We start from the raw sequence: 23,391 nt of genomic DNA on the forward strand, positions 1-23,391 counted from the left end.
TGACATACGGTGCGAGAGAGTGATCCGACCGAAGCAGAGCTTCGGCAGAACTTCGAAGAGATGCTTCGCTCGGTGCTCACCGGTGGTGGCATCCACTCGGAGACCGGGCTGGACATGAAGACCGAGGACGCGCTGTGGAATGTGGCACGTGCGTACCCGAATGTGCCGGACGCGCTGGTCGACGCGGCCCGTGCGGCGTTCGCCGGACAGCTCGACGGTTCCAACGGGCGTGAGCGTGAACAGGAGCTCCAGCGACGGTTCGCCGAGTTCGAGCGGAAGCGACCAGGCCGGTGAGCTACAGGCTGCTGACATCGGGCGAGGTGTTCTAGGGTGGGCGGCGTGGATCGCAAACGTGCCTTGACCGACGACGAGATCACCGATATCGCCACTCGCCTGCGCGCGCTCGACGGTGCGCGGCCGGTGGACACCTTGCCGGAACTGGCAGCGGAATTCGGTTGGCGAGTACACACCGCGGATGCCGATGGTGGCCTGATCGACGTCGGTTTCGGTCTCGGTCCGGCCAGCGGCCGGGTGTTCGCCGACGAGGGTCAGATCGTCGACATCACCATGTCGATCACCAAGGGTGCCACCGACGATGCCGAAGGCTTGGCCTGGTCGCGTGACGTGTTCACCCGGATGGCGGCGGCGCTGAGCACGGCTTTCGGCGATCCGACCGAGCGGATCCCCGGCAAGATCGCCTCGCTGCGCTGGGCAGGTGCGGCGAACACCTTGGTCTTGCGCAATGTGGAGGGTTCGCTCGAACTGTCGTTGATGGACAACACCTGGTTGGCCACCGAAGACAAGGTCGCCGCGCTCGACGCGGAGGATTCGCATTGACCGGGTGGGCAACGCTGGCGGACGCTTTGGCCGCCGAACTGGCCGACCTACCCGCGGGTGCGATTGTCAAGATCATCGAGGCGCGACCCGGCAGGACGGCGCGGTTCGCGCAGTTCCTCCAATTGGATACCGTCCTTTCCGCGGAGTTGGTCGACGACGACATCCTCGAAGCTCCCCTGCGGGCAGGTGACGCGGGCCAGGCGGCGATCCGCGCACTCGGCTGGCACGAACGCGATCGCCTCCATGAGCACTGGTGGGCCGAGTTGCCTTGGCCCGCAACATCTGCCGACTATCACCGGCTCGCCGACATGGTCGTCCGTGGGTTCGGCGATGGATTCGGACTGCCAGGACCTGAGTCGTTCGTCTACGACGCGTGGAATGAGCGTGCGGGCAACAGGCCTATCGAACTCCCATTGCTCGGCCTGCGGCAAAAGGGCTGAGACGAGAAGATGAGAATTACCAGATGAGGGGATTTTCGGCGATATGACCAGCGGAGGCGACCAGCTCCATGAGGAAGCTTCGGCGCCGGAAAATGTTCCCCCGGTAGATTCTGATCTCGAAGCCGCACCTGCGGATTCGGCCGAACCTGTCGAGCCGGAGTCCGAAGAACCCGACGTCGGTTTCACCCTGGCGGCCCAGCCTCAGGAACCGGCCGATCCCGCCGAACGGGCCAGGAAGCTCATGCATCAGGTCGCGCGGGATCTGGCGTCGTTGGCGCCGGAGGGCTGGCAGCGTGTGGATGCCGTTTTCGCCTTGACGGTGCTCGCGCAGAGCTCCATCGCCGTATTCTCCGCAGACCAGCAGCAACCAGTGGAGGTGACGCCGCCGCCGGAGGTCGTCGAACTGGTCTGGGAGCATCGGAATATATCGGCTCAGCTCGGCGACGGACCCTGGTGGCGACTGGTCCTCACTCTGACGCGTGCCGGCGAGATCGACGTCGACTACGACTACGGTGACGAGCCGTTCCCCGATGAGCAGCTGTTCGCGCCCGAGGTATACCGCGCCGACCTGGAAGCTTTCCCCCGGCGATCGGTGCCGGTGTGGTTGTCGGCCTACGTCGCCCACGACGACAAGCAGATCCGCGCCCCGCGCACAGCGGCCGAGCAGGCGCGGGCGGATCGCCGAAACGGGGTGCGCGCCACCACGTCCGAATCCGGTCTGCCCCCGCTGCCGCTGATGACCGCGCGCTGGGCGGTACTGGCCGCGGCGTTCGTCGCTGTCGGGTCGGAGATCGGGCCGCGGTCGCTGCCCGCGTTGAGCTGGTTCGAAGGCACACGCCGCAGCGGCAGTTCGCTGTACTTGCTGCCGGGCGGGCGCGCGGTGCTGTCCGGCGGTGTCTGGGACGCGCCGGAACTCGCTGCCGCGTACGCGAAGGGCGGGCCACCCACGGCCCTGTACTCAGGTGCTCCGTCCTGGGTCGCGGCGCAGGTGCTGAATCACCGCGCGGCAGGTGGCATGCTGTCGTTCTGCTATTGGTGGGCCGAAGGCCGCTGGTATCAGGGTGATTCGCCGACGGCGGACCGGATCGCCGAGGCCGTCCCGGGTATCTGGAGCGCCGATACCGTGGTGGACATCGTGACGAACCTGCTCGGCGAGCAGGCAACCGAACATCAGCGCGCGGGTGTCGAAGTGCTGGTAGCAGCGGCCGAAGAGGGGGTTGTCACCCGGGACAACGTGGTCGAAGTCTTCGCCGACGGTGACGCTTTCGATGCCGATGGCGCCTATTTCCTGCTCACCATGGCCGGAGTGATCGCACGCGCGCCGGACCCGATGCCACGCGAAGAGGCGATCGCCGCGGTCCGCGCGCACCTGATCGACTCGGCAGCCGATATCGCCGAGTACCCACCGGACCGGCTGCACGCCGATCGGATCAGCGTCGGCTGGATGGTCTTCGTCCCGGTGGAACCCGGTGAGCTGGCGATCGGCCGTGCCATCTACTACGTCGCCGATGACGGTGTGCTGCAACGATCTTCGTCGGCGGTGGCGCCGTCGGTCTTCGTCGAGGAGTTCGCCGAGAGCTTCTATGAGCGGCATCGGTCGGTCATCACATCCTGATGCGCGGACGCGCCGGTAACCCTATAATCGTTAGCGGGATTTAAGAAAAACGTTGGCGTGCTGTAAGACCTGGCTGCCATGGTTGCGTGAGCGACCGTCGAAGTACCAGCGATGAGGAGGGGCGTGGCCGCATGGGTACCCCGATGGACGACTGGAAAGGGCTCAAGCAGCCCGGCTCTATGGAGCTCCAGGACGGTGTCGCCACCAAGGCCGCGGAGTACTGCGCGGACGTGCTGGACATCATCGCTGTGGTCGAGCCCAAGGCGGGCGAGGTCAGCTCGATGCCGGGTGCGGGCGAGGGAGCCGAACTCTTCGGTCATCTCGAGTCCGGGCGGGCGCTCGCGCGCGAATTCTTCAAGGTCGGTAGAGAATTCAAGGATGAGATTCTCGAGGACCACAAACAGGTACTCAACGACATGGCGCTGTCGTTCCTGATCGCGGGCAACAAGTACAAGAACACCGACGCTGATTCGAAAGCCGAGTTGTCGACAATTCTCGCCAACCGGAAGCCCGACGACAGTGTCGTGCACGCCGAGCAGTTCTGGGGCGACGTCTCGCGCACTCAGCGCGGGTGGGCGGACAGCACCAGAAAACCCCCGCAGAACCGGTACGACAAAGCGGAGCGGGACAAAGGTGGCAAGTACGCGGGGTTGCCTGCGAATTTGAGCGGCCTGCCCGCGGAAAGGCGTCAGCCGGTTGTCGTCTCGGCTGAACCGGGATCGTCGATGGCCTATCCCGATTTTCACAAGCTTTACCTCTCGTTGGGTCATGCGGAGTGGATTCTGTACCAGTCGTCGGACTGGCATCGCATGGCTGTGCAGTTGGAGCGGGGCTTCAGCGACTTCGACAACCGGATCAAAGGCCTCGTCGACGACAAGAAGCAGTGGACCGGGCAGGGCGCCGACGCGGCACGAGAGGCGGTGTATCGCTACTCGGGTCGTGGGCTGGAGCTGGTGCGGGCCATGTACGCGATGAGCGACAATCTGCTCGACGCCTACAACTGGGCATCGACCACCAAAGCGAATATGCCGACGCAACCGGCGGGCGAAGTCAAAGCCGAGGACCAGAAATCCTGGGAGACCCATTCCAGGGACATCTTCAACAACTGGTATCGCCCCGGTATCGAGGCGTCGGGTAGCGCGATCCCGGTGCTGCCCGGCCCGGCCGGAATCAAGAAGGTCACCGACGACAAGGGCCCTGGCAACAACACCACCACGTCGCCGGGCGGCGGTGGCGGTGGCGGCAACAACAGCAACGGCGGCTCGAAGGCAGCCAGCGATGCCGCGATGGCTTCGCAGCTGAAGGCACAGCAGGACGCGGCGCACAAACAGCAGCTGGCGGCTCTCCAGCAGGCCGAGGAACAGCGCAAGGCACAGGAAGCGGCGCAGAAGCAGGCCGAGCAGAAAGCCTTGCAAACCGCCGCGCAGGAGCAACAGCAGCAGGCGCAGGAGGCCGCCCAGTCCGCGCTCTCTTCGATCGCGGAGCAGGTCGCCTCGCAGGCGTCCTCGATCGGTGAGCAGGTCGCGAGTGCGGTGGAATCGGCCGCGACCCAGGCCGAGCAAGCGGCAAGTCTCGCTGGTCTGAGCGGAATCCCCACTACTGCTTCGTCTTTGGACGAGGCCGCCAAGAAGCTCGGGCTCGCCAGCTCGAAGGGTGGCGGCGCGGGCGGTGGTGGTGCCGGAGCCGGTAGCGCGAAGGTCGATCCCGCCCAGGCGCTGGACAAGGCTTCGAAGCTGTTTCCGCGGGCCTCCGTGGCCGCCGACTTCGCCACCGCGGCGGCCAGCCGGGCCGGACTCGCGGGTGCGGGCAGCGCGGGCTCGCCCATGGGTGGACCGATGGGCGGCGGCGGTGCGGGTGCCGGCGCGGGCGGCGGGCAGAAGGATCACAAGCGCGCCGACTTCCTCGATTCCGTCGAACATCTGGAAGAGGCGATCGGTGAGGCCCAAACAGTGGTGAGGCCGGTAGTCGAGAAATGAACCGCACCTGGAACCTGACCGATCTGGAGTTGTTCGCGCTGTGGGAGTGGGCGACCTCGGACGCTCTGCCGTGGCCGTTCTTCGCCACGACCAGGTCGATGGATTTCGATGAGCTCACGCGGCAGAAGAACGCCGCCATCGACGGTCTGCGCCGCGACAACGCGGAGTTCGTCACCGTGGTACTGGAAGCGTTGCTGCAGCCCGACATCCAGGTCATCGTCCACGGCTACGACGGCGCGGACGAGATGAAAGTCGACGCACTGGTCCGGATCCTGGCGTGCAGGCGCGGCGACCGCGGTTATGTGGTTCGGCAGCTGCCGGGGGAGACCTACTGGCACAGTGGCGGTTACGTGATCACCGAATGCGACGCGGTCGGCCTGGCGAGGGAGGTGGTCGAGCAGATCCCGGAGTGCGAAGCGGGTCGCCACGCGGATTATGTCCTCGGTTCCGAGGACAAAGCGCACGAACTGGACTACTCGTACTCGATTTCGGCGGTCCACGATTCGTTCGACGATCCCGCTCCGCTGCGTGCCCAGCAGTTCGAGGCCGCGACGGTGGACCGCGCGGGCGCCGTGGAGATCATCCAGGGACGTTCGAGGTTCGGTCCTCGCGGTGTCACGCGACACAAGCTCACCTGGCGTGATCTGGCGGACGACGGACGGTACGTGATCGCCGAAGAGGTTCCGCGAGTAGCCACCGGCGCGGATTCGAAGCGTTTCACCGAGATGATCAACCGGCGGATCGCCGCAGTGGTGCGGGCCATCAAAGACGAACGAGTCCAAGGGGTTTGACATGGATGAGTTTCCTACCGAGTTCGTGTCCACGTCGCTGACCGGATCGATCTCGGTGCGCACCACGGAAAACGGTCTGCCGCTCGGCCTTCGGGTCGACGCCGACCAGTTGCGTCGTGACCCGGCGGCACTGGCGGCCGAGGTGCTCCGACTGTGCAAACAGTCCGCGAACCGGGCCGGCCTGGCCCGGCGGGAACAACTGCAGCAGGCGGGTTTCACCTCGGAGATGCTGGCTCTCACCGGTTTGCCCACCGAAGCGCAGGTGGCCAGGCAGGAGATCCTCGACGAGCAGGACTACGACACCGAACCGCAGAGCTGGCTGCGATCGGTCTGAGCGGTAAGCGGATTCGGGAGGCGACATGGTCGAGACAATGGACGAGCTGATCGCTCGCGTGCAGAGCCAGCTCTACCGGCTCACTGATCTCCAGGACGCGACGAACGGCATTCTGGTGACCGAGACCTCGCCCGACGGCGCGGTGACCGCCGAGGTGGACGGAAACGCGGCGTTGGTCGGCCTGAGTTTCACATCGGCGATAGCGAAACTCTCGCCCGCCGAGTTCGAGCGGACAGTGGTCGACACGGCCATGACGGCCGCACATCGGGCATTCGCGCGACGCGGTGAACTGATCACCGCATTCAACGACGAAAGATGATTGACATGAGCCACTTCGAAGTAGTCCCGGAAGCACTTCGCGCGTATGGAAGCGAATCGGCGGCGATGGCCGCCGGGGTCGCCTCGACCGCCGCGGTCGACCAGGCGGTGACGGTTGCCGCGGTCGTGCCGGTATTCGGCCTCATCGGTCAGGAATTTCTCGCGTCCTACGCCTTCGCGCAGGCGAACCACCTGCAGTCGGTAGCGGAATTGGCTGCCGTGCACGCCGGTACCGCGTTGACCGCGGTGCAGGGCGCCGCCACCTATGAAGGTGTCGACGGTGCGTCGGGTGCGGACATCGGAACGGTTCGCGCGCAGTCATGACCATGCCAGGAGCGACGCCGCCGCTCGGCGCGGATCCCTTGGATTCGTCCGTGCTGGAATTGCTGCGCGGCAGTTCGCTGGCCCCCATGCTCGACATGCCGGTGAACGACATTCTGCAATCGATGGGATTGCCGAATCTTCCCGAGGTTCCGGCGTTCATCCAGTTGCCGGAATTGCCGCCGTTGCCGACTATCGACCTCAGCGCGCTGATGAGTCCGTTGACCGATCTCGCGTCCGCGTTCGGCACGGGTCAACTCGGGACCGGCGGCACCTCGATCGATCCGACCGAATTGCTGTCCCAAGTGAGCACGGTCATGCAGACGGTGATGTCGGTCGGCTCGTCGGCGCTGCAGACGGTGATGTCGGTGTGGCAGGGGCTGGCGGCGATGGAGGCCGCGCAGAAGGCAGGGGAGGCTTCCAAGGACGCGAGCGCGCTCGCGGCACAGAGCACCCAGGAGAAGACGGTCCTCGCGGGCGGAGCTACCAGTGTGGCCACCGGCGCCGGACTGATGTCGGGTGTGCTGGCGAAGTTCTCGACCACCATGGCGATGGCGCCGTTGTTGCTCACAACGCCGGTCGGCGCGGGTTTCCTTGTCGCCTCTGCCGTTGAATCGACGACCGAAGCGCTGGCGATCACGACGAAGACCAAGGCCGAATTGCTCGGCCACAGCGGCAGCATGACCACCGCAGGCCAGAAGGTGCCGATCACCAACGCACCCGACGGCGTGCAATCCATGGAGCAGCTCACGCAGCTGATCAGCATGATCACGCCGCTGATCTCGACGGCCTCGACCGTCGCGCAGTCACTCGGCGAATTGGCGTCGTCGAGCTCGTCGTTGCTGGCGCCGAAGGCGATCTCCGACGTCGGTGACTCCGCCGATACCGCAGGTGCCGAAGGTGCCGAGGCCGGCAGCGTGGACGGAGCCGGTGGCGGTGGTGGCGGCGGGATCGGCGGCGGCGCGGTCGGCAGTTTCGGCGCGGCTGCCGCGCCGTTGAGCCCGTTCCCCGGTACCCGTGCGGCCGGCGGCACGCTGGGTTCGTTGAGCGGCATCGGCGGCGCGAGCGGTTCGACCTCCTCCGGCACTTCGGCCGGGGTCGCGACGGGTGCCGCGGCCGCGACCGGTTCGGGCGCCGGAGCCATGCCGATGGGCGGCATGGCAGGCGGTGCGGGCCTGGCTCGCGACGGCGAGTCGTCCACCGACGACGCGGTGCGCGGCCAGATGGTCACCGGTCAGCACGGTGACGAGGTGGTCGGGCGGATCGAAGGCGTATCGCTGCCGGTGGTCGGTGCGGCCGAAGCGGCATCGGAGGCCCCGCCGGACAAGGAACTCACGCTATGAAGCAGGTTTCGGACAGCACACAGGAGGTTCTCATGGGTGAAGCGACAGGCGAGATGTACGACGGCGTGCAATTCGACGCGGCCACGGCCGCGCGGGCGTCGTCCGGTCTCGACTCACTGGCCGAACGGTTGACGGCGGATCTGCACGCGGCCGAGCAGGCGCTGACCATCGCGCCCGCAGGCGCCGACGAAGTGTCGGGACGTTCCGCGCAGACCGCGAACGAGGTGGCGTCGTCGTATCTGGCGAGCGCGCAGGCCGGCGTGGAGGAGATGCGCAAGCTCGCCGCCACCCTGCGGGTGCAGTCGAATCGGTTCGGCGGGATGGAGAGCGACAACGCCGCGGGGTTCGGTGTCGAGGGAGCGCAATCTGCCTGAGTCACCGGATCCCCGTAACCCGAAAGGTATTCCACCGCGATGATCGAGCCACCGCAGCCAGGGTTCACCGGCGTGGTGTGGTCGGCGCGCCCGCCGGAGAAGCTGGCGCACGACCTCACCTCGGGGGCCGGTTCTGTGCCCATGGCAGAGGCGATCGCCGCCTGGACGCGGCTGGCCGCCTCGTACGGCGCGGCGGTGCTGGAATACGAGAAGGTGCTCGTCGACCTGCGCGGCGCATGGCAGTCCGGACGTAGTGATGAAGTCGTGCAACGGGTTACGACGTTGCGCGATTGGCTGCTGGAGAGCTCCACCGTCGCCGCGTCGAACGCGGCGAGGCTGCAAGCGCAGGTCGCCGCGTACGAAGTCGCGCGGTTGTCGATGCCGAATACCGCGGATATCGAAGCGATTCAGCAAGTTCAGCGGATGCTCGAATCGATGACCGGGATGCTCGGCGCACCGATTCGGGCGGTCGCCGCCGACGCCGATGCCGAAGGCGATGTCGCCAAGGCCGTGGCTTCGCGGGTGATGGAGAACTACGAGAAGGCCACCGAACCGCTGGCCACCCCGTGGCAGCACCAGGAGCCGCCGGTCATCGCCCCGGAGAAGGCGTTGTCCGTCGAGCGAGCGACCGTGTCGCCGGAGTCGCCCACGATGGGCGCGGGCGGGCCGACCGGACTCGGATCTTTCCCCGGCATGCCTGTGATGCAGGTGGTTCCGCGGGTGCTCACCGCCTACAACGCGCCCGTGTACGCGCAGTCCGCGACCACAGCGGAGGTCGCCGCGCGGCCGACGCCGGTGGTCGCGCCCGCGGCGGGCGGTCACGCACCGATCGCGCCGGGGATGATGGGCCAGGGCGCGGGCGCGCAGGAGGCGCCGCGATTCCCGCGGGCGAGCCTGCCAGAGGGCAGCGACCAGTTCGGCATGGAAGGCGAGATCCGCGCCGCCCCAGCAGTACTCGGCGACAGCGGCCACGCCGCGCGTGCCGACGCCGCGCAGCGGACCGAAGCGCAGTCGGGTGATGGCGCATGACGACGCTGACCAACGACGCGTTGCTCGCGGTCGCCGATCGGTTGGGCGTACAGACCCTGCCACTGGCACTGGAGGTCGGCCCACAACAGGATTCCTACGACGCGTGGCGCCACGCCCAGGAGCAGGCGGTCGCCGGTCTGGTCGACGACGGTCTCATCGATGCCGACGGCGAAGTCGACCCCGACCTCGCCGGTGCGATGTTCGTACTGGCACAACCGGATTGCGAACTGGCCGCGCGAATCTACACCGAGCAGGGCAGGCGGCGAGTCTGCGTGACCCGGCGCGGTGACGCGCACGCGGTGGCCGTCCGGTCCGGCGACTCCTTCGAGGTGACGGCGATCTGGTGCGACGGGTCCACCGAGGAACTGGTCCGCCCGCTGCTGTCCGCGCTCGGCAGGCGCGAGCCCGCGCAAGTCACCGGATTCAGCGCGCCCGCGGACGAATTGGCCCGGCGACTCGACTCATCGGGTAGCTCATCGGAGTTCGCGGACTCCCTGTACGCGCTGGGCGTGGCCGAACGTGACGCGACCGTGCTCGGCCTGGCCTTCGCGTCCTGCACGGCGTACGCGGAGATCGTCGCCTATACCCACGACGACGGATCCACCACCCGCGCACCGGGTGCCGTAGCCGTCTACGACACGGGCCGCGGCCGTCTCGTCGCCGCCCCCATGGTCTCGCCGGATCGCCGGATCTGGTCGACGGTCACCACGGGTACCGATCACCGGGTGACCCAAGCGGTCGCGACGCTGATCGAGGGACTGCCCGGGGGGAGGTGGATGCCTCCGTAGTTCCGCGTCGCAACATCGGTTGCTTCCACATCTCGGCGAGATCCATCGGATCCTCGCGCGCACACAAGTTCTGACGAAAGGTTCTTCAAATGTCTCTCACGAATCTCGGCGGTGGCTCGGGCAAGACCTACGGCGTCGATGAAGGCGGCGTCGACGGTGTCGTCAGCCGGATGGAGGACTCGATCTCCACGATCAAGACCTCGATCAACCAGATCGACGAGTCCGTGCAGGCCGTTGCCGCAGGCTGGCAGGGTGAAGCGCACGGCCAGTTCAAGACCGCCGCTGCCGAATGGCACGACGAGGTGACCGCGCTCAACGACAAGCTGGACCGGCTGTCGCAGGCCGTCACGTCCGGCAAGCAGACGATCGTCGGGTCCGACCAAGAGGGCCTGTAACCCCCCGATCATCCCGATCCGCCGTTCACGAAAGACAAGGAACAGATCATGGCAATTCAGTACGACTCCCCGAAGATCACCGAGATGGTCGGCGACCTCAACACCTACGGCTCGAACATGAAGTCGCAGATCGATGAGCTCAACAGCGCCGCGGGCGCGTTCCGCGAGAGCCTGCAGGGTGAGCGGGCGATCGAGAGCTTCGACACCGCGCACAAGAGCCTGACGCAGGAGCTCGAGGACACGCTGACCAAGCTGGACAACCTCGGCGCCAAGGTCGAGAACGCGCTCGGTCGCGCGATCGAGGCCGATGGCAAGGTCGGCGACGGCTTCGCCGACTTCTGAGGGCTTGCGAAACCGATAGAACGGCCCGACGACCAGTCGGGCCGTTCGTCGTTCGGTGACTAGCGGGCGGCGAGCGATTCGCCGATGTAGTGCATCTCCTCCGGTGTGGTCACCATGTTCACCGTCGCACTGGTCGCCGCCGTGCGCACCGTGATCCGGTTGGGCGCGTGCGGATCCTGGACGAGCGTGACATCGGCGTCCACCGAACGGCTCTCGTCATGGGGCGATCGCACGTGCACGATCGTGGCACCACCGGCGTGCGAGGTCGGTTCGATGCCGTCGAAGACCAGCACCGTGGTGCTCGGGTAGGGCGCCTTGGGCGCCGGCGGCGGTCCAGGCGGGTGATAGCTGGCGCCCGCCGAGCGCGGCGCGAGCGAAAGTACCTGGGGCATATCCAGATTGACCACCATCGAATGCCAGGCCTCGGGCCGTGAGGTGTGCACGATCGCGTGCGCGCCGAGTGCCGTGGCCCGCAGGATCACCTGCTGGGCGAGGTCGAGGTTGCCGATCACCTCGAGGTGCCGGGTGCCGTCGCCGATCAACGACACCGCGATGCCCTGACCGCGCTCGTCGGCGCCGATCAGCTGGCCGCAGCCCGCCGTCGGTACCGCGATGTCGGTCAGCGCCGCCATGGTGCCGCGATACCCCTCGCCGCCCGCCCACTGGCCGACGGAACCGACCGGCAGGGTGTCGAGCAGCATCCGCATGTGGCCACCGGTGATGTCGCGCAGTCCGCGCAGCGGCACTTCGGTGGGCTCGACGTCGGTGTCGAACCGCACCAACGCGTTGAGTACCACGGTGCCCGCGTGATCGCTGCGCTGATCGTGGCGCTCGGCTCCCGGCCGCAATCGCAGGGTGACCGTGGTCGACAGGCTCGGCACCGCCCAGATGTCGGCGAGACCGCGCGGCGCGACGAGTTCGGCGCCGATCTGGAACTGGGTCAGGCACCGGCCACCGTCGGCGGTGAGCGCGGTCGGCGTTTCCGCCAGGCTGTCGATCTCGAAGCCGTGGGTGAGTTGCCTTACCGCGCTGTTCATTTCGGTCGAGGTGAGCACCGAGGCGGCGATATCGCGGGCGGCGAGCCGGTTGGCCACGCGTTTGGTGGCGATGATGGCGGTGCGCAGCGCGCCTTCGGAACCGCCGCCGCGTTTGTCCACCGCCTCGGCGTTGGTCAACGGATCCATGCGCAGCACCAACCAGAGGGTGCGGTGCGCGATGGCGGGCAGTGGGCCGAGAATGCGGTCGTAGAGGTGGGAGGCGATGCCGGTGCCCGCGGTCCGCGCGCCGGTGGAGAGCACGTCTATCCCCGCGAGGGTGATGTCGAATTGATCCAGGCAGCGCGCGATCTCGGTGAGCGGCAGTAGTTGATCGGTGCTCAGTGATCCGCTGCGCAGCAAGGTCAGTGTGTCCGGCGGCGGGTCGATGCGCAGCATGGTCAGCAGCAGGTCGCCGTCCCATCGCATGCCGCAACTGCCGCCCTCGGGCAGCGGCACATCGAAGGCGGGTGCCTGGGCCAGCCGTTGCGCGGGCGCCGGTCCACGGTTGCGCCCGAACCCGGACGCCATCCGGCCGGCACTTGTGGCGCCCCGGATCGGCACCAGGCCGATGAGGCCGACGCCGGTGCCCGCGCCGACCGCACCCCATACCGAGCCGGACAGCGCGAGCACGATCCACGCCACGACCGCGGCGACCACCGCGACAGTGACCACCACCCGCAGCGGGAAAATCCGGAACAACCAGAATTCCGGATCTCGCAGAGTGTCGTAGGGCGACGGCCCGTTCCGGCTCTCGCTTTCGCCGGTTAGCCGGCCGTTCATCGTGTTGTTCACCATCGTTGTCCCTGCTCGGTGTGCACTCGAAAGTTGGTTCAGGGCAATGCCGGATTTAAGGTACCGTGTCGACAGAGATGGTGATGGATAGCTCGATGGAGGCCGCGTGCCAGCACAGCTGACTACCCGCGCCCAGGTCAACGGCTACCGATTCCTGTTGCGCCGCCTCGATCACGCATTGGTGCGTCGAGATGTTCGGATGTTGCACGATCCGATGCGTTCGCAGGTTCGCTCACTGTGGGTGGGGGCGGTACTCGGTCTGTTGGTTGTCGCGGGGGCCGCGATCCTGGGATTCCTTCGTCCGCAGGGCGCGATCGGCGATTCGCTGATCGTCTCGGGCAAGGATTCAGGCGCACTCTACGTGGTGCGCCAGACACAGGACGGCGGCAAAGTGCTGCACCCGGTGCTGAATCTGGCCTCGGCCCGGCTGATCACCCAGAGCGACGCCGCACCGCACGCGGTGAAGGACAGCAAGCTCAACGATCTGCCGCGCGGACCGATGGTCGGCATTCCCGGTGCGCCGAGCGCACTTCCCGGTTCCGGGCAGGGCGGCAGTTCCACCTGGTCACTGTGCGAGACGATCCAGCTGTCCCAGGGCGGTAGCGCGGCGTCGGCCAGCGGCGGCACCACCGCCGCCGTCGCGGGTGGTCCGACACTGGGCGACCGCATTCGCGAGGCGGGACCAAGTGATGCGCTGCTGGTGCGCCGCGACAACAAGACCTACCTCCTCTACGACGGCATGCGGGCCGAGGTGGATCCGAAGAACTCCGTCATGGCCCGTTCGCTCGGCCTGTCCACGCATCGTGCGCGGCCGATCGGTACCGGCATGCTCGGCGCGACCACCGAGGTACCGCCGCTGACGCCCCCGACTGTCCCCGGCGCGGGCGAACCCGGCCCCGGGCCACTGTCGAAGATTCCGGTGGGCGGTGTCGTCGCGGTGGCGAGCGCGGATCGTACGGCGAAGGCGCAGGCCTACGTCGTGCTCTCCGGCGGCGTGCAACCGGTGGGCCCGTTCACCGCACAGGTGATCAGGAACGCCGATTCCCATGGCATGAACGAGATTCCGACGCTGCCGCCGGATGTGCTCGACGATGTGCCGGTGGTGCGAACGCTACCGGTGGGGGATTTCCCGGTGGAGACGCCCGAGATCGTGGACGCCGAGGACGCGCCGGTGACCTGTGTCTCGTGGTCGAAGACGCCGGGAACCAGTCCCGCGCAACGTAAGTCGGAGGCAGGCGACGGCCCGAATGAGCGCGCCGTGGTGAAACTGCTCGCGGGCACGCGGCTGCCGATTCCGGATTCGGCGAAGGTGGTCGACCTGTCGACCGCCGACGGCACCGGCAACCGGGTGGACGGGGTGTACCTGCCTCCCGGCACAGGCGAGTTGGTGCAGGTGACGGGCATGGAACCGGGCAGCCCGCGGCGAGGCAGCCTGTTCTACGTAGCCGACAACGGCGTCAGGTACGGCGTGCCCGATCAGGCGGTCGCCACGGCGATCGGACTGGGACAGAACCCCCGCCTCGCGCCATGGGCGGTGATCGGCCAGCTCGTTCCCGGGCCGACGCTTTCCCCGACCGACGCGCTGTCGTCCTACGACTCGCTGCCGAGCGGGCGCTGACTCCGCCTCTCAGGCAGGCCAGTTCACGTTCAGCGTGCTGAGCAGGCTGGACAGCGCGGTGCGCATATCGGGCTCCTCGATCCGCATCAGCACCGATTCGTCCACCGCGGACAGATCGAGCGAATCATCGTTGGCGAGCCGGAATTCGCGCTCCTCCTCGGACGCCTCGATGACATTGCGGATGAAGCGGCCGTTGCCCGCGAGGTCGACACCGCGACGCGGCTGACCACTCTGGTCGGTGCTCTCGTGGGCGTACAGGTGCGCGCACGCCTCGACCAGCAGGGCCGACGCGTCGTCGGAGAGCTCCGAGTCCCGCTTGCTCGCGATCACCCGGCCGATCTGCCCGAGCTCGTCGGGCGTGTAGGACGGGAACTGCAGACGTTTCGAGAAGCGCGACGCCAGACCGTCGTTGGCGGTGAGCAGTCGATCGATCTCGCCGTCGTACCCGGCGATGATCACCACCAGCCGATCGCGGTCGTTCTCCATTCTGGCCAGCAAGGTGTCCACCGCTTCACGGCCGAAGGCGTCGCCACCGGAGAGGCCGGTCTGGATCAGCGTGTACGCCTCGTCGATGAACAGCACGCCGTCCATCGCCGTATCGATCAGTTTCTCGGTCTTGATGGCGGTGCCGCCGAGGTTCTGGCTGACGAAGTCGACGCGCTTGGCCTCGACCACCTTGTCGGTCTTCAGCAGTCCGACACCGCAATAGATCTTGGCCACCACCCTGGCGATGGTGGTCTTGCCGGTTCCAGGAGGCCCGGTGAACGCCAGATGCTGACCGCGCGCCGCACTGGCGAGCCCCTTCTCAGCCCGGATCTTGGCCAGCTGTGCCGACGACTGCAGTTTGGCCACCTGGGTCTTCACCGAGCTCAGACCGATCTGACCATCGAGTTCGGCGCGTGCCTCGGCCAGTACCTTCTTCGCCCGGTCCTGGGTCTCGGCCTGTTCGATCTGCTGCAGCGAGGGCGCGGATTCAGGATCCCACTTGTCTGTGCGGGCATCGATCGATTCGCGGCTGGTCACGGTGATGCGATAGGTGCGATCGCGCATGGCGGCGGTGTTGGCGCCGAAATCCGGTGCCTGCGAGTAGACCTTCTCGAACAGCGACTGCGCTTCGTCCTCACTGCCGGTCTCGCGCAGGCACAGACCACGGCAGAACATCGCGGTGGAACGGGCCAGCGGGATCGGCCCGTTCTCGGCGGCCTGCATCCGACGGATGGCCTCACCGAACAGACCGAGCTGCGCGCAGGCGGTACCGACCATCACATGTGCGCCCGCGGCGAGATACGGATCGTCCCACTCCGCGGATCCGGCGAGCACGGTCATCACATCCGACCAGCGCTGGGTGTTGTAGTGCAGCACCCCACGGATATACGCGCTGATCCGGTTGTCGGTCTCCCGGTCGGGATCCGACAGCAACGCGGCGCGGTGGGCGGTGAGTTCGTCGAGCGCGCGTTCGGCCTCGTCGTACTCCTTGTCCGCTATCAGGTGCGCGGCCCAGGCCAGTGCGATCTCGGTGTAGCTGGCCAGCGGGTAGTCGATGTAGAGGCCGGGCAGGAAGCGACCTGCCAAGGCCCGTGCGGGCAGACCGAGCCTGCGCTGCTCGCGGTAGAGGCTGGTGGCGGCGGTCTTGTACAGGTTGAACAAGACGTCCTTGGTCACCTCGCCCGCGACGGCGCGGCCGAGCCACGCGTCGCACATGGTGGGATCCCACTCGGTGGCGCGCTGGAAAGCGAGTTTCGCGTACTCGACATCGCGTGCGGATTCCTGTCCCTCGATGGACAGGCCCAGTGACAGGATTCCGGCGTCGAATGCGCGCTGAGCTTGGCGGTTGCCGGTCATGTCTGTCGAGTCCCCGAAGTCTTGGTGTGTGGTTGTCGCGGTGTTCACCCGTTACCCAGACTACCGATCGCGGGGGCCTGGTCTGTCCGTTACATTAGGTTCAGCTGCCGAGAGGTTGCAACGCAAGTGTCTTCTACGTGTGAGAGTTCTTGGCTGGTGCGAGAGTTGTTCACTCAGGGGGTGTTCCGCCGGGTGCGGTGTTTCGGGTTCGAACGGATGATCGGCACGTCGTTGGCAGGGGGCGAACCCCGTGATTGACGCACCGTCGGCAAGCACACGCAACATCGAGCCCGATCTGTGTCGGGTATCGGTGATCGGCGGGAACACCCAGGTGGACGTCGGTCTGCCCGCCACCGTTCCGATCGCAGGCTTCATCGGTGACCTGGTCGAGTTGATCAACTCGCGCAACCCCGATCCCACCGAGGCCGACGAGGACACGGCTGCCGTGCAGTCCAAGCACTGGACGCTGGCCAGACTGGGTCGCGATGCCATCGCACCGAGTCGTACCCTCACCGAGGCCGAGGTCTACGACGGCGAATTGCTGGTGCTGCGTTCGGTTTCGGCCAAGGAAGCGCCCGCGCTGTTCGACGACGTGATCGACGCGGTCTCGCGGCTGACCACCGAAGAGTTCCACGGATGGACCGGAACGGCCGCCCGCTGGCTGGGCTCGGTCGCCTCCACACTCACGGTGGTGACCGCGCTGGTGCTGCTGGCGATCTCGCGTGGTCACGGCGATCCGCTCGTCCCGGCCTTCGCGCTGAGCGGACTCGGGATTCTCGCCCTCGCGGTCGCGGGCATCTCCTCACGCAAGTATCAGGACTTCGTGACCGCTGACTGGTTGTCGCTGGACGCAGTGCTGTTGTTGTTCGGCGGCGCGGCGCTGTTCGTGCCGGGACCGCTCGGTGGTCCGAGTCTGCTGCTCGGCGCCGCGGTGACGATCGTCGCCGCGATCGTCGGCTATCGGGTGACTGCTAGCGGGGTGACGCTGTTCACCGCCGCGGCGTCGCTCGGCATCGTCGCCTGCGTCGTCGGCGGGGTCTACCTCGTCTGGCATCCCGCCTTGCCCAAGATCTCGGCGGGACTGCTGGTGTCGGGAATCGCGATCCTGTCGATGGTTCCGCGCATCGCCGCGCTGCTCGCCCGGCTGCCGGTCCCGCCGGTACCCACCGCGGGCGCGGCGATCGACCCGGCCGATCACGAGCCGCGTCCGACCATCGAGGGCATCGGCGCGATCGGTGCGACGGCACTGCCATCGGCCAGCGGCCTCGGCGAGCGTGCGCGGGCCGCCAACCAGTACCAGTCGGGGCTGATCATCGCGTGCGCGATCATCGCCGCCTTCGGCGCCTACGGCGCCGCCGATCCGCTCGGTTCGGCCCGCTGGCAGGGCGTTGTGCTCGCCGTCGCGACCGCCATCATCCTGTGCCTGCGCGGTCGCTCCTTCGCCGACCTCACTCAGGCGGCCACGCTGATCGCAGGCGGTTGCGCGGCATTCGTCGCCCTGATCGTCGGAATAGCCATGGGTGACACCGACACCGAGCTCATCGCGATCGGCATCCTGCTCGCCTTCGCCGCGGGCACGGTCGGCTTCGGCGTGATCGGTCCGAAGATCGAAGTCACCCCGGTGACCAGGCGAGCCATCGAGATCTTCGAGTACATCCTCATCATCTCCTTGATTCCGCTCGTGCTGTGGATCATGGGGGTGTACTCCATGGCCCGGAACATATGAGCCGCAGCAATTTCGGTCGACGAGTCCTGCGATTGGCGTGTGCCACCACGGTTCTCGGCGCCGCGCTGAACCTCGGTGGACCGGCAGTCGCCGTCGCGCCGCCGCAGATCGATCCGGGCGCGCTCGGCGCGGCGCTGGCGCTCAGCGGCCGCCCCGCCCCGCTGGAGCCGACCGAGCCGTCGGCGCTGTGCAGTGAACCCTTGCTGACCGGATCGCCGCCATCGGAACCGCCGATCTCTCAACACGTCTTGGACCTGCCCTCGGCATGGAAATTCAGCCGTGGCGCGGGCCAGAAGGTCGCCGTGATCGATACCGGTGTTCAGCGGCACCCGCGATTGCCCGGTCTGGAAGCGGGCGGCGACTACGTCTCCGGGTCCGACGGAACCGAGGACTGTGATGGGCACGGCACGCTGGTCGCGGGCATCATCGGCGCGACGCCGAGCCAAGACGATGCCTTCGTCGGGGTGGCTCCCGAGGCGCAGATCCTGTCCATCCGGCAGCTCAGCCTCACCTTCGAGGCCGTGAACAAACAGGGCGGGCAGGCGCCGGGCGAGATCAGCAACGACGGGTACGGCAGTGTGCTCACCCTCGCCGCCGCCGTCGTGCGGGCCGTCGAGATGGGCGCCACGGTCATCAACATCTCCGAGGTCGCGTGCAGCACAGCAGGTGCGGGCAGTGCCGACGCCTCGCTCGGGGCGGCGGTGAAGTTCGCCTACGAGCGCAATGTCGTGGTCGTCGCGGCAGCGGGCAATGTGCAGACCGACGGAGCGTGCAAGGAGCAGAACAAGATTCCGGGCTGGTCGTCGGTCAGTACGATCGCCAGTCCCGCCTGGTTCACGCCCTATGTGCTCACCGTCGGATCGGTGGACGCCGACGGTAAGGCGTCGGAGTTGTCGCTGCGTGGTCCGTGGGTCAGCGTTGCCGCCATCGGTCGCGACATCGTGTCCTTGGACAGCAAACCGGGTGGCGTCGGTCTGATCGACGGCGTGCAGACCAACGAGGGCGTTCGGCCCATCGAAGGAACAAGTTTCGCCGCACCCTACGTGGCAGGCCTTGCGGCACTGGTGCGTTCGCGCTTCCCCGAGCTCAACGCCCAGCAGGTGATGGACCGGATCACCCGCACCGCGCACGCTCCGGGCAACGGACGCGACGACGGCATCGGGCACGGCCTGATCGATCCGCTCGCCGCGCTGACCGCCCAGCTACCGGATCAGCCGATCGCGCGTGGCGCCGATGTACCGCATCCGGTCGCGGCTCCCGTGCTGCCACCCGGACCCGATCCGCGCGCCCGGCGGATCGCCGTGATCGGCGCTACCGTCGCGCTCGGTGGCCTGGCTATCGGGCTCGGACTCGCCTATCCGTTCCGGCGAAAACGTGCCGCCCTCGACCTCGATCTCGATTGAAGGAACCATGGCTACCGAAGGATTCGTCCGTCGTCCACGGATCGCGCCACCGCGCGCGCCGGGTGGCGAGGTGGCGCTCACCGCGCCGCCCGAGGTGCCACGCGCACTGCCCGCGCCGCTGATGATGAAGATCATGCCGGTGGTCATGATCGTGGCCGTGGTCGGCATGATCGCGATGATGGCGACCATGGGCCGCAATCTGCTGGCCAACCCGATGTCGATGATGTTCCCGATGATGATGATCATGTCGATGGCGGGCATGATGACGGGCATGCGCGGGGGCGGCGGCAAGCGCGCCGTCGAACTCAACGAAGAGCGCAAAGACTACTTCCGCTACCTCGACCAGGTCCGAAAAGACGTGCGCCGCACCGGCGGTAAGCAGTTGGAGACCCTGGGGTGGAGCCATCCGGAGCCCGCCGATCTGCCGTCGTTGATCGGTGGCCGCCGGATGTGGGAACGCAGGCCGAACGACCCCGATTTCGGGCACGTCCGCGTAGGTGTCGGTAGCCATCGACTCGCCACCAAGCTGGCCCGCCCGGAGACCGGTCCGCTCGAGGACCTAGAGCCGGTGTCGACCGTGGCATTGCGTCGTTTCGTACGTACCCACTCCGTGGTGCACGAGCTGCCGACCGCTGTCTCCTTGCGCGCGTTTCCCGCCATCAATATTGCGGGCCCACAAGAGGATGCGCGGATGCTGGTGCGCTCGATGCTCATGGAGCTCGTCACGTTCCACGGTCCCGATCATCTGGCTGTCGCCATCGTCTGCGCCGACCCCGACGGCCCGTGGGCATGGGCGAAATGGCTTCCACACCTGCAACATCCGAACCAGCGTGACGGTATGGGTTCGGCCAGGATGATGTACACCTCGCTCGGTGAGCTGGAGACGGCATTGGGTTCTGAGCTGATGGAACGCGGTCGCTTCATGCGTAATCCACAGCCCACGCAGGGCAGGTTGCATCTGGTCGTGATCATCGACGACGGTTACGTCAGTGGCAGCGAACGACTGATCAGCGAATCCGGCCTCGATTCGGTGACCGTCCTCGATCTCACCGCACCGGAGAACGGACTGGCCGCCCGGCGCGGTCTGCAACTGGTCGCTGCGGCGGGCGAGGTCTCGGCACGCAGCGCGTCCGGTGTCGAGAAGTTCGCCACCGCCGACACCGTGAGCGTCGCCGAATCCGAATCCCTGGCCCGTTCGCTGGCTCGATACCGGCTGGCCACCGCTGCGCAGATCGTCAGCCTGGGGGAGGGCAGCACCGCGGACCCCGGTCTGATGGCGTTGCTCAAGATTCCCGATGCGGCGCAGATCGATCCGTCGAGGGTGTGGCGTCCGCGCACCGCTCGCGAGCGTTTGCGGGTGCCGATCGGTATCACCCCCGACGGTAATCCGGTCGAGATCGACATCAAGGAATCGGCCGAGAACGGGATGGGCCCGCACGGCCTGTGCATCGGGGCGACCGGTTCGGGTAAGTCGGAATTCCTTCGCACCCTGGTGCTTTCGATGGTGACCACGCACTCGCCGGACGCGCTGAACCTAGTGCTCGTCGACTTCAAGGGTGGCGCCACCTTCCTCGGCCTCGATTCGCTACCGCACGTCGCGGCGGTCATCACCAACCTCGAGGACGAGCTGTCGCTGGTCGACAGGATGAAGGACGCGCTGGCAGGTGAGATGAACCGCCGCCAGGAACTGCTGCGTTCGGCGGGCAACTACGCCAACGTCACCGACTACGAGAAGGCGCGCGCCGCAGGCGTTCCGCTCGATCCACTACCGGCGATGTTCGTCGTGGTCGACGAGTTCTCCGAACTGCTCTCGCAGAAACCGGATTTCGCCGAACTGTTCGTGATGATCGGTCGACTGGGGCGATCGCTGCACGTGCATCTGCTGCTGGCCTCGCAGCGGTTGGAAGAGAACAAGCTGCGTGGCCTCGAATCGCATCTGTCCTATCGGATCGGTCTGCGTACCTTCTCGGCCAACGAATCCCGCGCCGTACTCGGTATCACCGACGCATACCATCTACCGAGCGTGCCCGGTGCCGGCTACCTGAAAAGCGATGCTTCCGAGCCGCTTCGGTTCACTGCGAGCTATGTCTCCGGATCGTACGAGGCGCCGAAGGGCGGCGTGGTCGCCGAGGACGGAAGTCCGGTGTTCGGCCAGCGTCCCGCCGTGTTCACCGCGGGACCGGTGGAGGCACCGGCGCGACCGGAAATCGAGCCGGATGAGGACGACGCACCGGTCGGACTCGATCCTCGGCTCGAACTGCCGCCACCGCCTTCGGCCGCGGGTACCCCACCGAGCGGCGAGGAGGGCATCCCCGACAGTCTGCTCGACGTAGTCGTGAAGCGTCTCACCGGACACGGACGGCCGGCCCACGAAGTGTGGCTGCCGCCGCTGGAGGAATCGCCCACTGTCGACATGCTGTTGCCCGATCCGGACTGGCGTTCGCCGGTGAACCGCCATGGCCAGCTGTGGATGCCTATCGGTGTCATCGACAAGCCCTACGAGCAGCGTCGTGACGTGCTGACCACAAATCTGGCGGGCGCACAGGGCAATATCGCGGTCGTCGGCGGCCCGCAGTCGGGCAAGTCGACGACACTGCGCACGATTGTCATGGCCGCCGCGGCTACCCACACCCCTGAACAGGTGCAGTTCTACTGCCTCGACTTCGGTGGCGGCAGCATGGCGGGTCTTTCCGGTGTGCCGCACGTCGGTTCGGTGGCCGGACGACTCGACGGCGATCGGGTACGCCGAACCATCGCCGAGCTCACCACTCTCATGCGTCAACGTGAAGAGCGCTTCGCCGAACTCGGTATCGAATCGATGGCCGAGTTCCGGCGCCGCAAGTTCGGCGGACACGGATACGACGGTGGTGACCCGCGGCTGGCCGAGGATCGCTTCGGCGATGTCTTCCTCGTGATCGACGGCTGGACGGTGATCCGCGAGGAATTCGACATGCTCGAAGGTTCGATCAACGCGATCGCGGCCCAGGGCCTGTCCTTCGGCATCCACCTCATCATCGGCGCGTCACGGTGGGCCGAGATCCGTCCGGTGGTCAAGGACCAGATCGGTACCCGCCTCGAATTGCGCCTCGGCGATCCCTCGGATTCGGAGATGGGCAGGCGCACCGCACATCAGGTGCCGGTGGGCAGGCCCGGTCGCGGTATGACACCGGATCAGCTGCACATGCTGATCGCGTTGCCCCGATTGGACTCCGACTCGGATCCGCAGACCCTGGCCGACGGCGCCATCGCGGCCAGAACGGAGCTCGAGCAGCTCTACCCGGGCCGCCGCGCGCCCGAGGTGCGCATGCTGCCGCTGCGGTTCCCCCGCGAGCAGGTGATGACGGCCGCGCGCGAGGCGGGTATCGCCCTGGATCGCCACCGGGTCGTCGTCGGTTTGGGCGAGTCCGAATTGCAGCCGCTGGTACTGGATTTCGGTACCGAGGCGCACTTCATGGCGTTCGCCGATGTCGAATGCGGTAAGACCACGCTGCTGCGCAATATCGTGATGGGCATCGCCGAGCAGTCGACCGCGGACGAGGCGCGGGTCATCCTCATCGACTACCGGCGAACGATGCTCGGCGTTCTCGACGGCGACCAACTCGCCGGCTACTCCACCTCGTCACAGACCTGTGGGCCGATGATCTCCGAAGTCGCAGGCTACCTGTCCAAGCGCATCCCCGGCGCCGATATCACCCAGCAGCAGTTGCGCGAACGCAGTTGGTGGACCGGCCCCGAGATCTATGTCGTCGTAGACGATTACGACATGGTCGTGACGGGCTCGATGAACCCCTTCGCGCCACTGCTGGAGTACCTGCCGCAGGCTCGTGACATCGGTCTACACCTCGTCGTCGCCCGGCGGATCGGTGGCGCCTCCCGCGCCCTCTACGACCCGATCCTCGGTGGCATGAAGAACATGTCGGTGCAGACGCTGATCATGAGTGGTTCACGCGACGAAGGAAAGCTCATCGGTGAGGTCCGCCCGAGCAAGATGCCGCCGGGGCGCGGCACGCTGATCTCGCGCAGTCAGGGTATCGAGATGGTGCATATCGCCGACCTCCCGGAACTGTGAT

The 23,391-nt window shown here is 67.0% G+C and carries 21 protein-coding genes; 19 read left to right on the top strand and 2 right to left on the bottom strand.

The window, feature by feature from the left end:
* The first annotated feature begins 9 nt into the window (after positions 1 to 9).
* From OHS03_RS32480 to OHS03_RS32550, 15 genes are all read left to right on the top strand, one after another.
* Positions 10 to 294: a hypothetical protein gene (locus OHS03_RS32480; protein WP_082844308.1), complete on the top strand. Its 285-nt coding sequence runs from the start codon at positions 10 to 12 to the stop codon at positions 292 to 294.
* A gap of 45 nt (positions 295 to 339) precedes the next feature.
* Positions 340 to 837 carry a DUF6301 family protein gene (locus OHS03_RS32485; protein ID WP_063915497.1) on the top strand — a complete coding sequence of 166 codons (498 nt, stop codon included), beginning with the start codon at positions 340 to 342 and terminating at the stop codon, positions 835 to 837.
* Entirely contained in the window at positions 834 to 1,277 is a 444-nt protein-coding gene (locus OHS03_RS32490; RefSeq protein WP_063915495.1) for a TY-Chap domain-containing protein, read from the top strand. Before OHS03_RS32485 ends, OHS03_RS32490 begins: the two co-directional genes overlap by 4 nt.
* A 43-nt stretch (positions 1,278 to 1,320) precedes the next feature.
* A complete protein-coding gene (locus OHS03_RS32495) occupies positions 1,321 to 2,892 on the top strand; it encodes an antitoxin YezG family protein (RefSeq protein WP_328659273.1) in 1,572 nt (523 codons plus the stop codon).
* Positions 2,893 to 3,023: 131 nt separating this feature from the next.
* Positions 3,024 to 4,868, top strand: coding sequence for a hypothetical protein (locus OHS03_RS32500; protein WP_328659275.1), 1,845 nt, complete (start codon positions 3,024 to 3,026; stop codon positions 4,866 to 4,868).
* Positions 4,865 to 5,659 (top strand): ESX secretion-associated protein EspG, encoded by a 795-nt coding sequence (locus OHS03_RS32505; RefSeq protein ID WP_328659277.1) that lies wholly within the window; start codon positions 4,865 to 4,867, stop codon positions 5,657 to 5,659. The genes OHS03_RS32500 and OHS03_RS32505 overlap by 4 nt, the downstream gene beginning before the upstream one ends.
* A gap of 1 nt (position 5,660) precedes the next feature.
* The gene (locus OHS03_RS32510) at positions 5,661 to 5,993 is read left to right on the top strand and encodes a hypothetical protein (RefSeq protein WP_063005002.1); all 333 of its coding nucleotides are present in this window, start codon (positions 5,661 to 5,663) and stop codon (positions 5,991 to 5,993) included.
* Positions 5,994 to 6,018: 25 nt separating this feature from the next.
* Positions 6,019 to 6,312 carry a YbaB/EbfC family nucleoid-associated protein gene (locus OHS03_RS32515; RefSeq protein ID WP_063005001.1) on the top strand — a complete coding sequence of 98 codons (294 nt, stop codon included), beginning with the start codon at positions 6,019 to 6,021 and terminating at the stop codon, positions 6,310 to 6,312.
* 5 nt (positions 6,313 to 6,317) lie between these two features.
* On the top strand, positions 6,318 to 6,635 hold the full coding sequence (locus OHS03_RS32520) for a type VII secretion target (RefSeq protein WP_063005000.1): 318 nt from the start codon (positions 6,318 to 6,320) through the stop codon (positions 6,633 to 6,635).
* Positions 6,632 to 7,975: a hypothetical protein gene (locus OHS03_RS32525; RefSeq protein ID WP_328659279.1), complete on the top strand. Its 1,344-nt coding sequence runs from the start codon at positions 6,632 to 6,634 to the stop codon at positions 7,973 to 7,975. Before OHS03_RS32520 ends, OHS03_RS32525 begins: the two co-directional genes overlap by 4 nt.
* 32 nt (positions 7,976 to 8,007) lie before the next feature.
* Positions 8,008 to 8,349: a PE family protein gene (locus OHS03_RS32530; RefSeq protein WP_245661634.1), complete on the top strand. Its 342-nt coding sequence runs from the start codon at positions 8,008 to 8,010 to the stop codon at positions 8,347 to 8,349.
* A 39-nt stretch (positions 8,350 to 8,388) separates the two neighbouring features.
* Positions 8,389 to 9,378 (top strand): PPE domain-containing protein, encoded by a 990-nt coding sequence (locus tag OHS03_RS32535; protein ID WP_328659281.1) that lies wholly within the window; start codon positions 8,389 to 8,391, stop codon positions 9,376 to 9,378.
* Positions 9,375 to 10,166 (top strand): ESX secretion-associated protein EspG, encoded by a 792-nt coding sequence (locus OHS03_RS32540; protein WP_328659282.1) that lies wholly within the window; start codon positions 9,375 to 9,377, stop codon positions 10,164 to 10,166. The genes OHS03_RS32535 and OHS03_RS32540 overlap by 4 nt, the downstream gene beginning before the upstream one ends.
* An 89-nt stretch (positions 10,167 to 10,255) precedes the next feature.
* Positions 10,256 to 10,561 carry a WXG100 family type VII secretion target gene (locus OHS03_RS32545; RefSeq protein WP_063004997.1) on the top strand — a complete coding sequence of 102 codons (306 nt, stop codon included), beginning with the start codon at positions 10,256 to 10,258 and terminating at the stop codon, positions 10,559 to 10,561.
* Between the two features lie 48 nt (positions 10,562 to 10,609).
* Positions 10,610 to 10,903, top strand: coding sequence for a WXG100 family type VII secretion target (locus OHS03_RS32550; RefSeq protein WP_063004996.1), 294 nt, complete (start codon positions 10,610 to 10,612; stop codon positions 10,901 to 10,903).
* A 59-nt stretch (positions 10,904 to 10,962) separates the two neighbouring features.
* On the opposite strand, the gene eccE is transcribed toward OHS03_RS32550, so the two are convergent.
* Positions 10,963 to 12,720 carry a type VII secretion protein EccE gene (gene eccE / locus OHS03_RS32555; RefSeq protein WP_328659285.1) on the bottom strand — a complete coding sequence of 586 codons (1,758 nt, stop codon included), beginning with the start codon at positions 12,718 to 12,720 and terminating at the stop codon, positions 10,963 to 10,965.
* 118 nt (positions 12,721 to 12,838) lie between these two features.
* On the opposite strand from eccE, the gene eccB reads away from it, so the two are divergent.
* Positions 12,839 to 14,350, top strand: coding sequence for a type VII secretion protein EccB (gene eccB / locus OHS03_RS32560; RefSeq protein WP_328659287.1), 1,512 nt, complete (start codon positions 12,839 to 12,841; stop codon positions 14,348 to 14,350).
* A 9-nt stretch (positions 14,351 to 14,359) separates the two neighbouring features.
* Here eccB and eccA read toward each other — a convergent pair whose 3' ends face one another.
* Positions 14,360 to 16,192: a type VII secretion AAA-ATPase EccA gene (gene eccA / locus OHS03_RS32565; protein WP_328659289.1), complete on the bottom strand. Its 1,833-nt coding sequence runs from the start codon at positions 16,190 to 16,192 to the stop codon at positions 14,360 to 14,362.
* Positions 16,193 to 16,442: 250 nt separating this feature from the next.
* Here eccA and eccD point away from each other — a divergent pair, with 250 nt between their 5' ends.
* The 3 genes from eccD to eccCa are packed head-to-tail and all read left to right on the top strand — an operon-like array spanning position 16,443 to position 23,390.
* Positions 16,443 to 17,918: a type VII secretion integral membrane protein EccD gene (gene eccD / locus OHS03_RS32570; protein WP_328659291.1), complete on the top strand. Its 1,476-nt coding sequence runs from the start codon at positions 16,443 to 16,445 to the stop codon at positions 17,916 to 17,918.
* Complete coding sequence (mycP, locus tag OHS03_RS32575) at positions 17,915 to 19,321, top strand: type VII secretion-associated serine protease mycosin (protein ID WP_328659292.1); 1,407 nt, start codon at positions 17,915 to 17,917, stop codon at positions 19,319 to 19,321. Before eccD ends, mycP begins: the two co-directional genes overlap by 4 nt.
* A 7-nt stretch (positions 19,322 to 19,328) precedes the next feature.
* On the top strand, positions 19,329 to 23,390 hold the full coding sequence (gene eccCa / locus OHS03_RS32580) for a type VII secretion protein EccCa (RefSeq protein ID WP_328659294.1): 4,062 nt from the start codon (positions 19,329 to 19,331) through the stop codon (positions 23,388 to 23,390).
* Position 23,391 lies beyond the last annotated feature (1 nt).

The sequence above is a fragment of the Nocardia salmonicida genome (genome assembly GCF_036142455.1).
Lineage (GTDB): Bacteria > Actinomycetota > Actinomycetes > Mycobacteriales > Mycobacteriaceae > Nocardia > Nocardia salmonicida.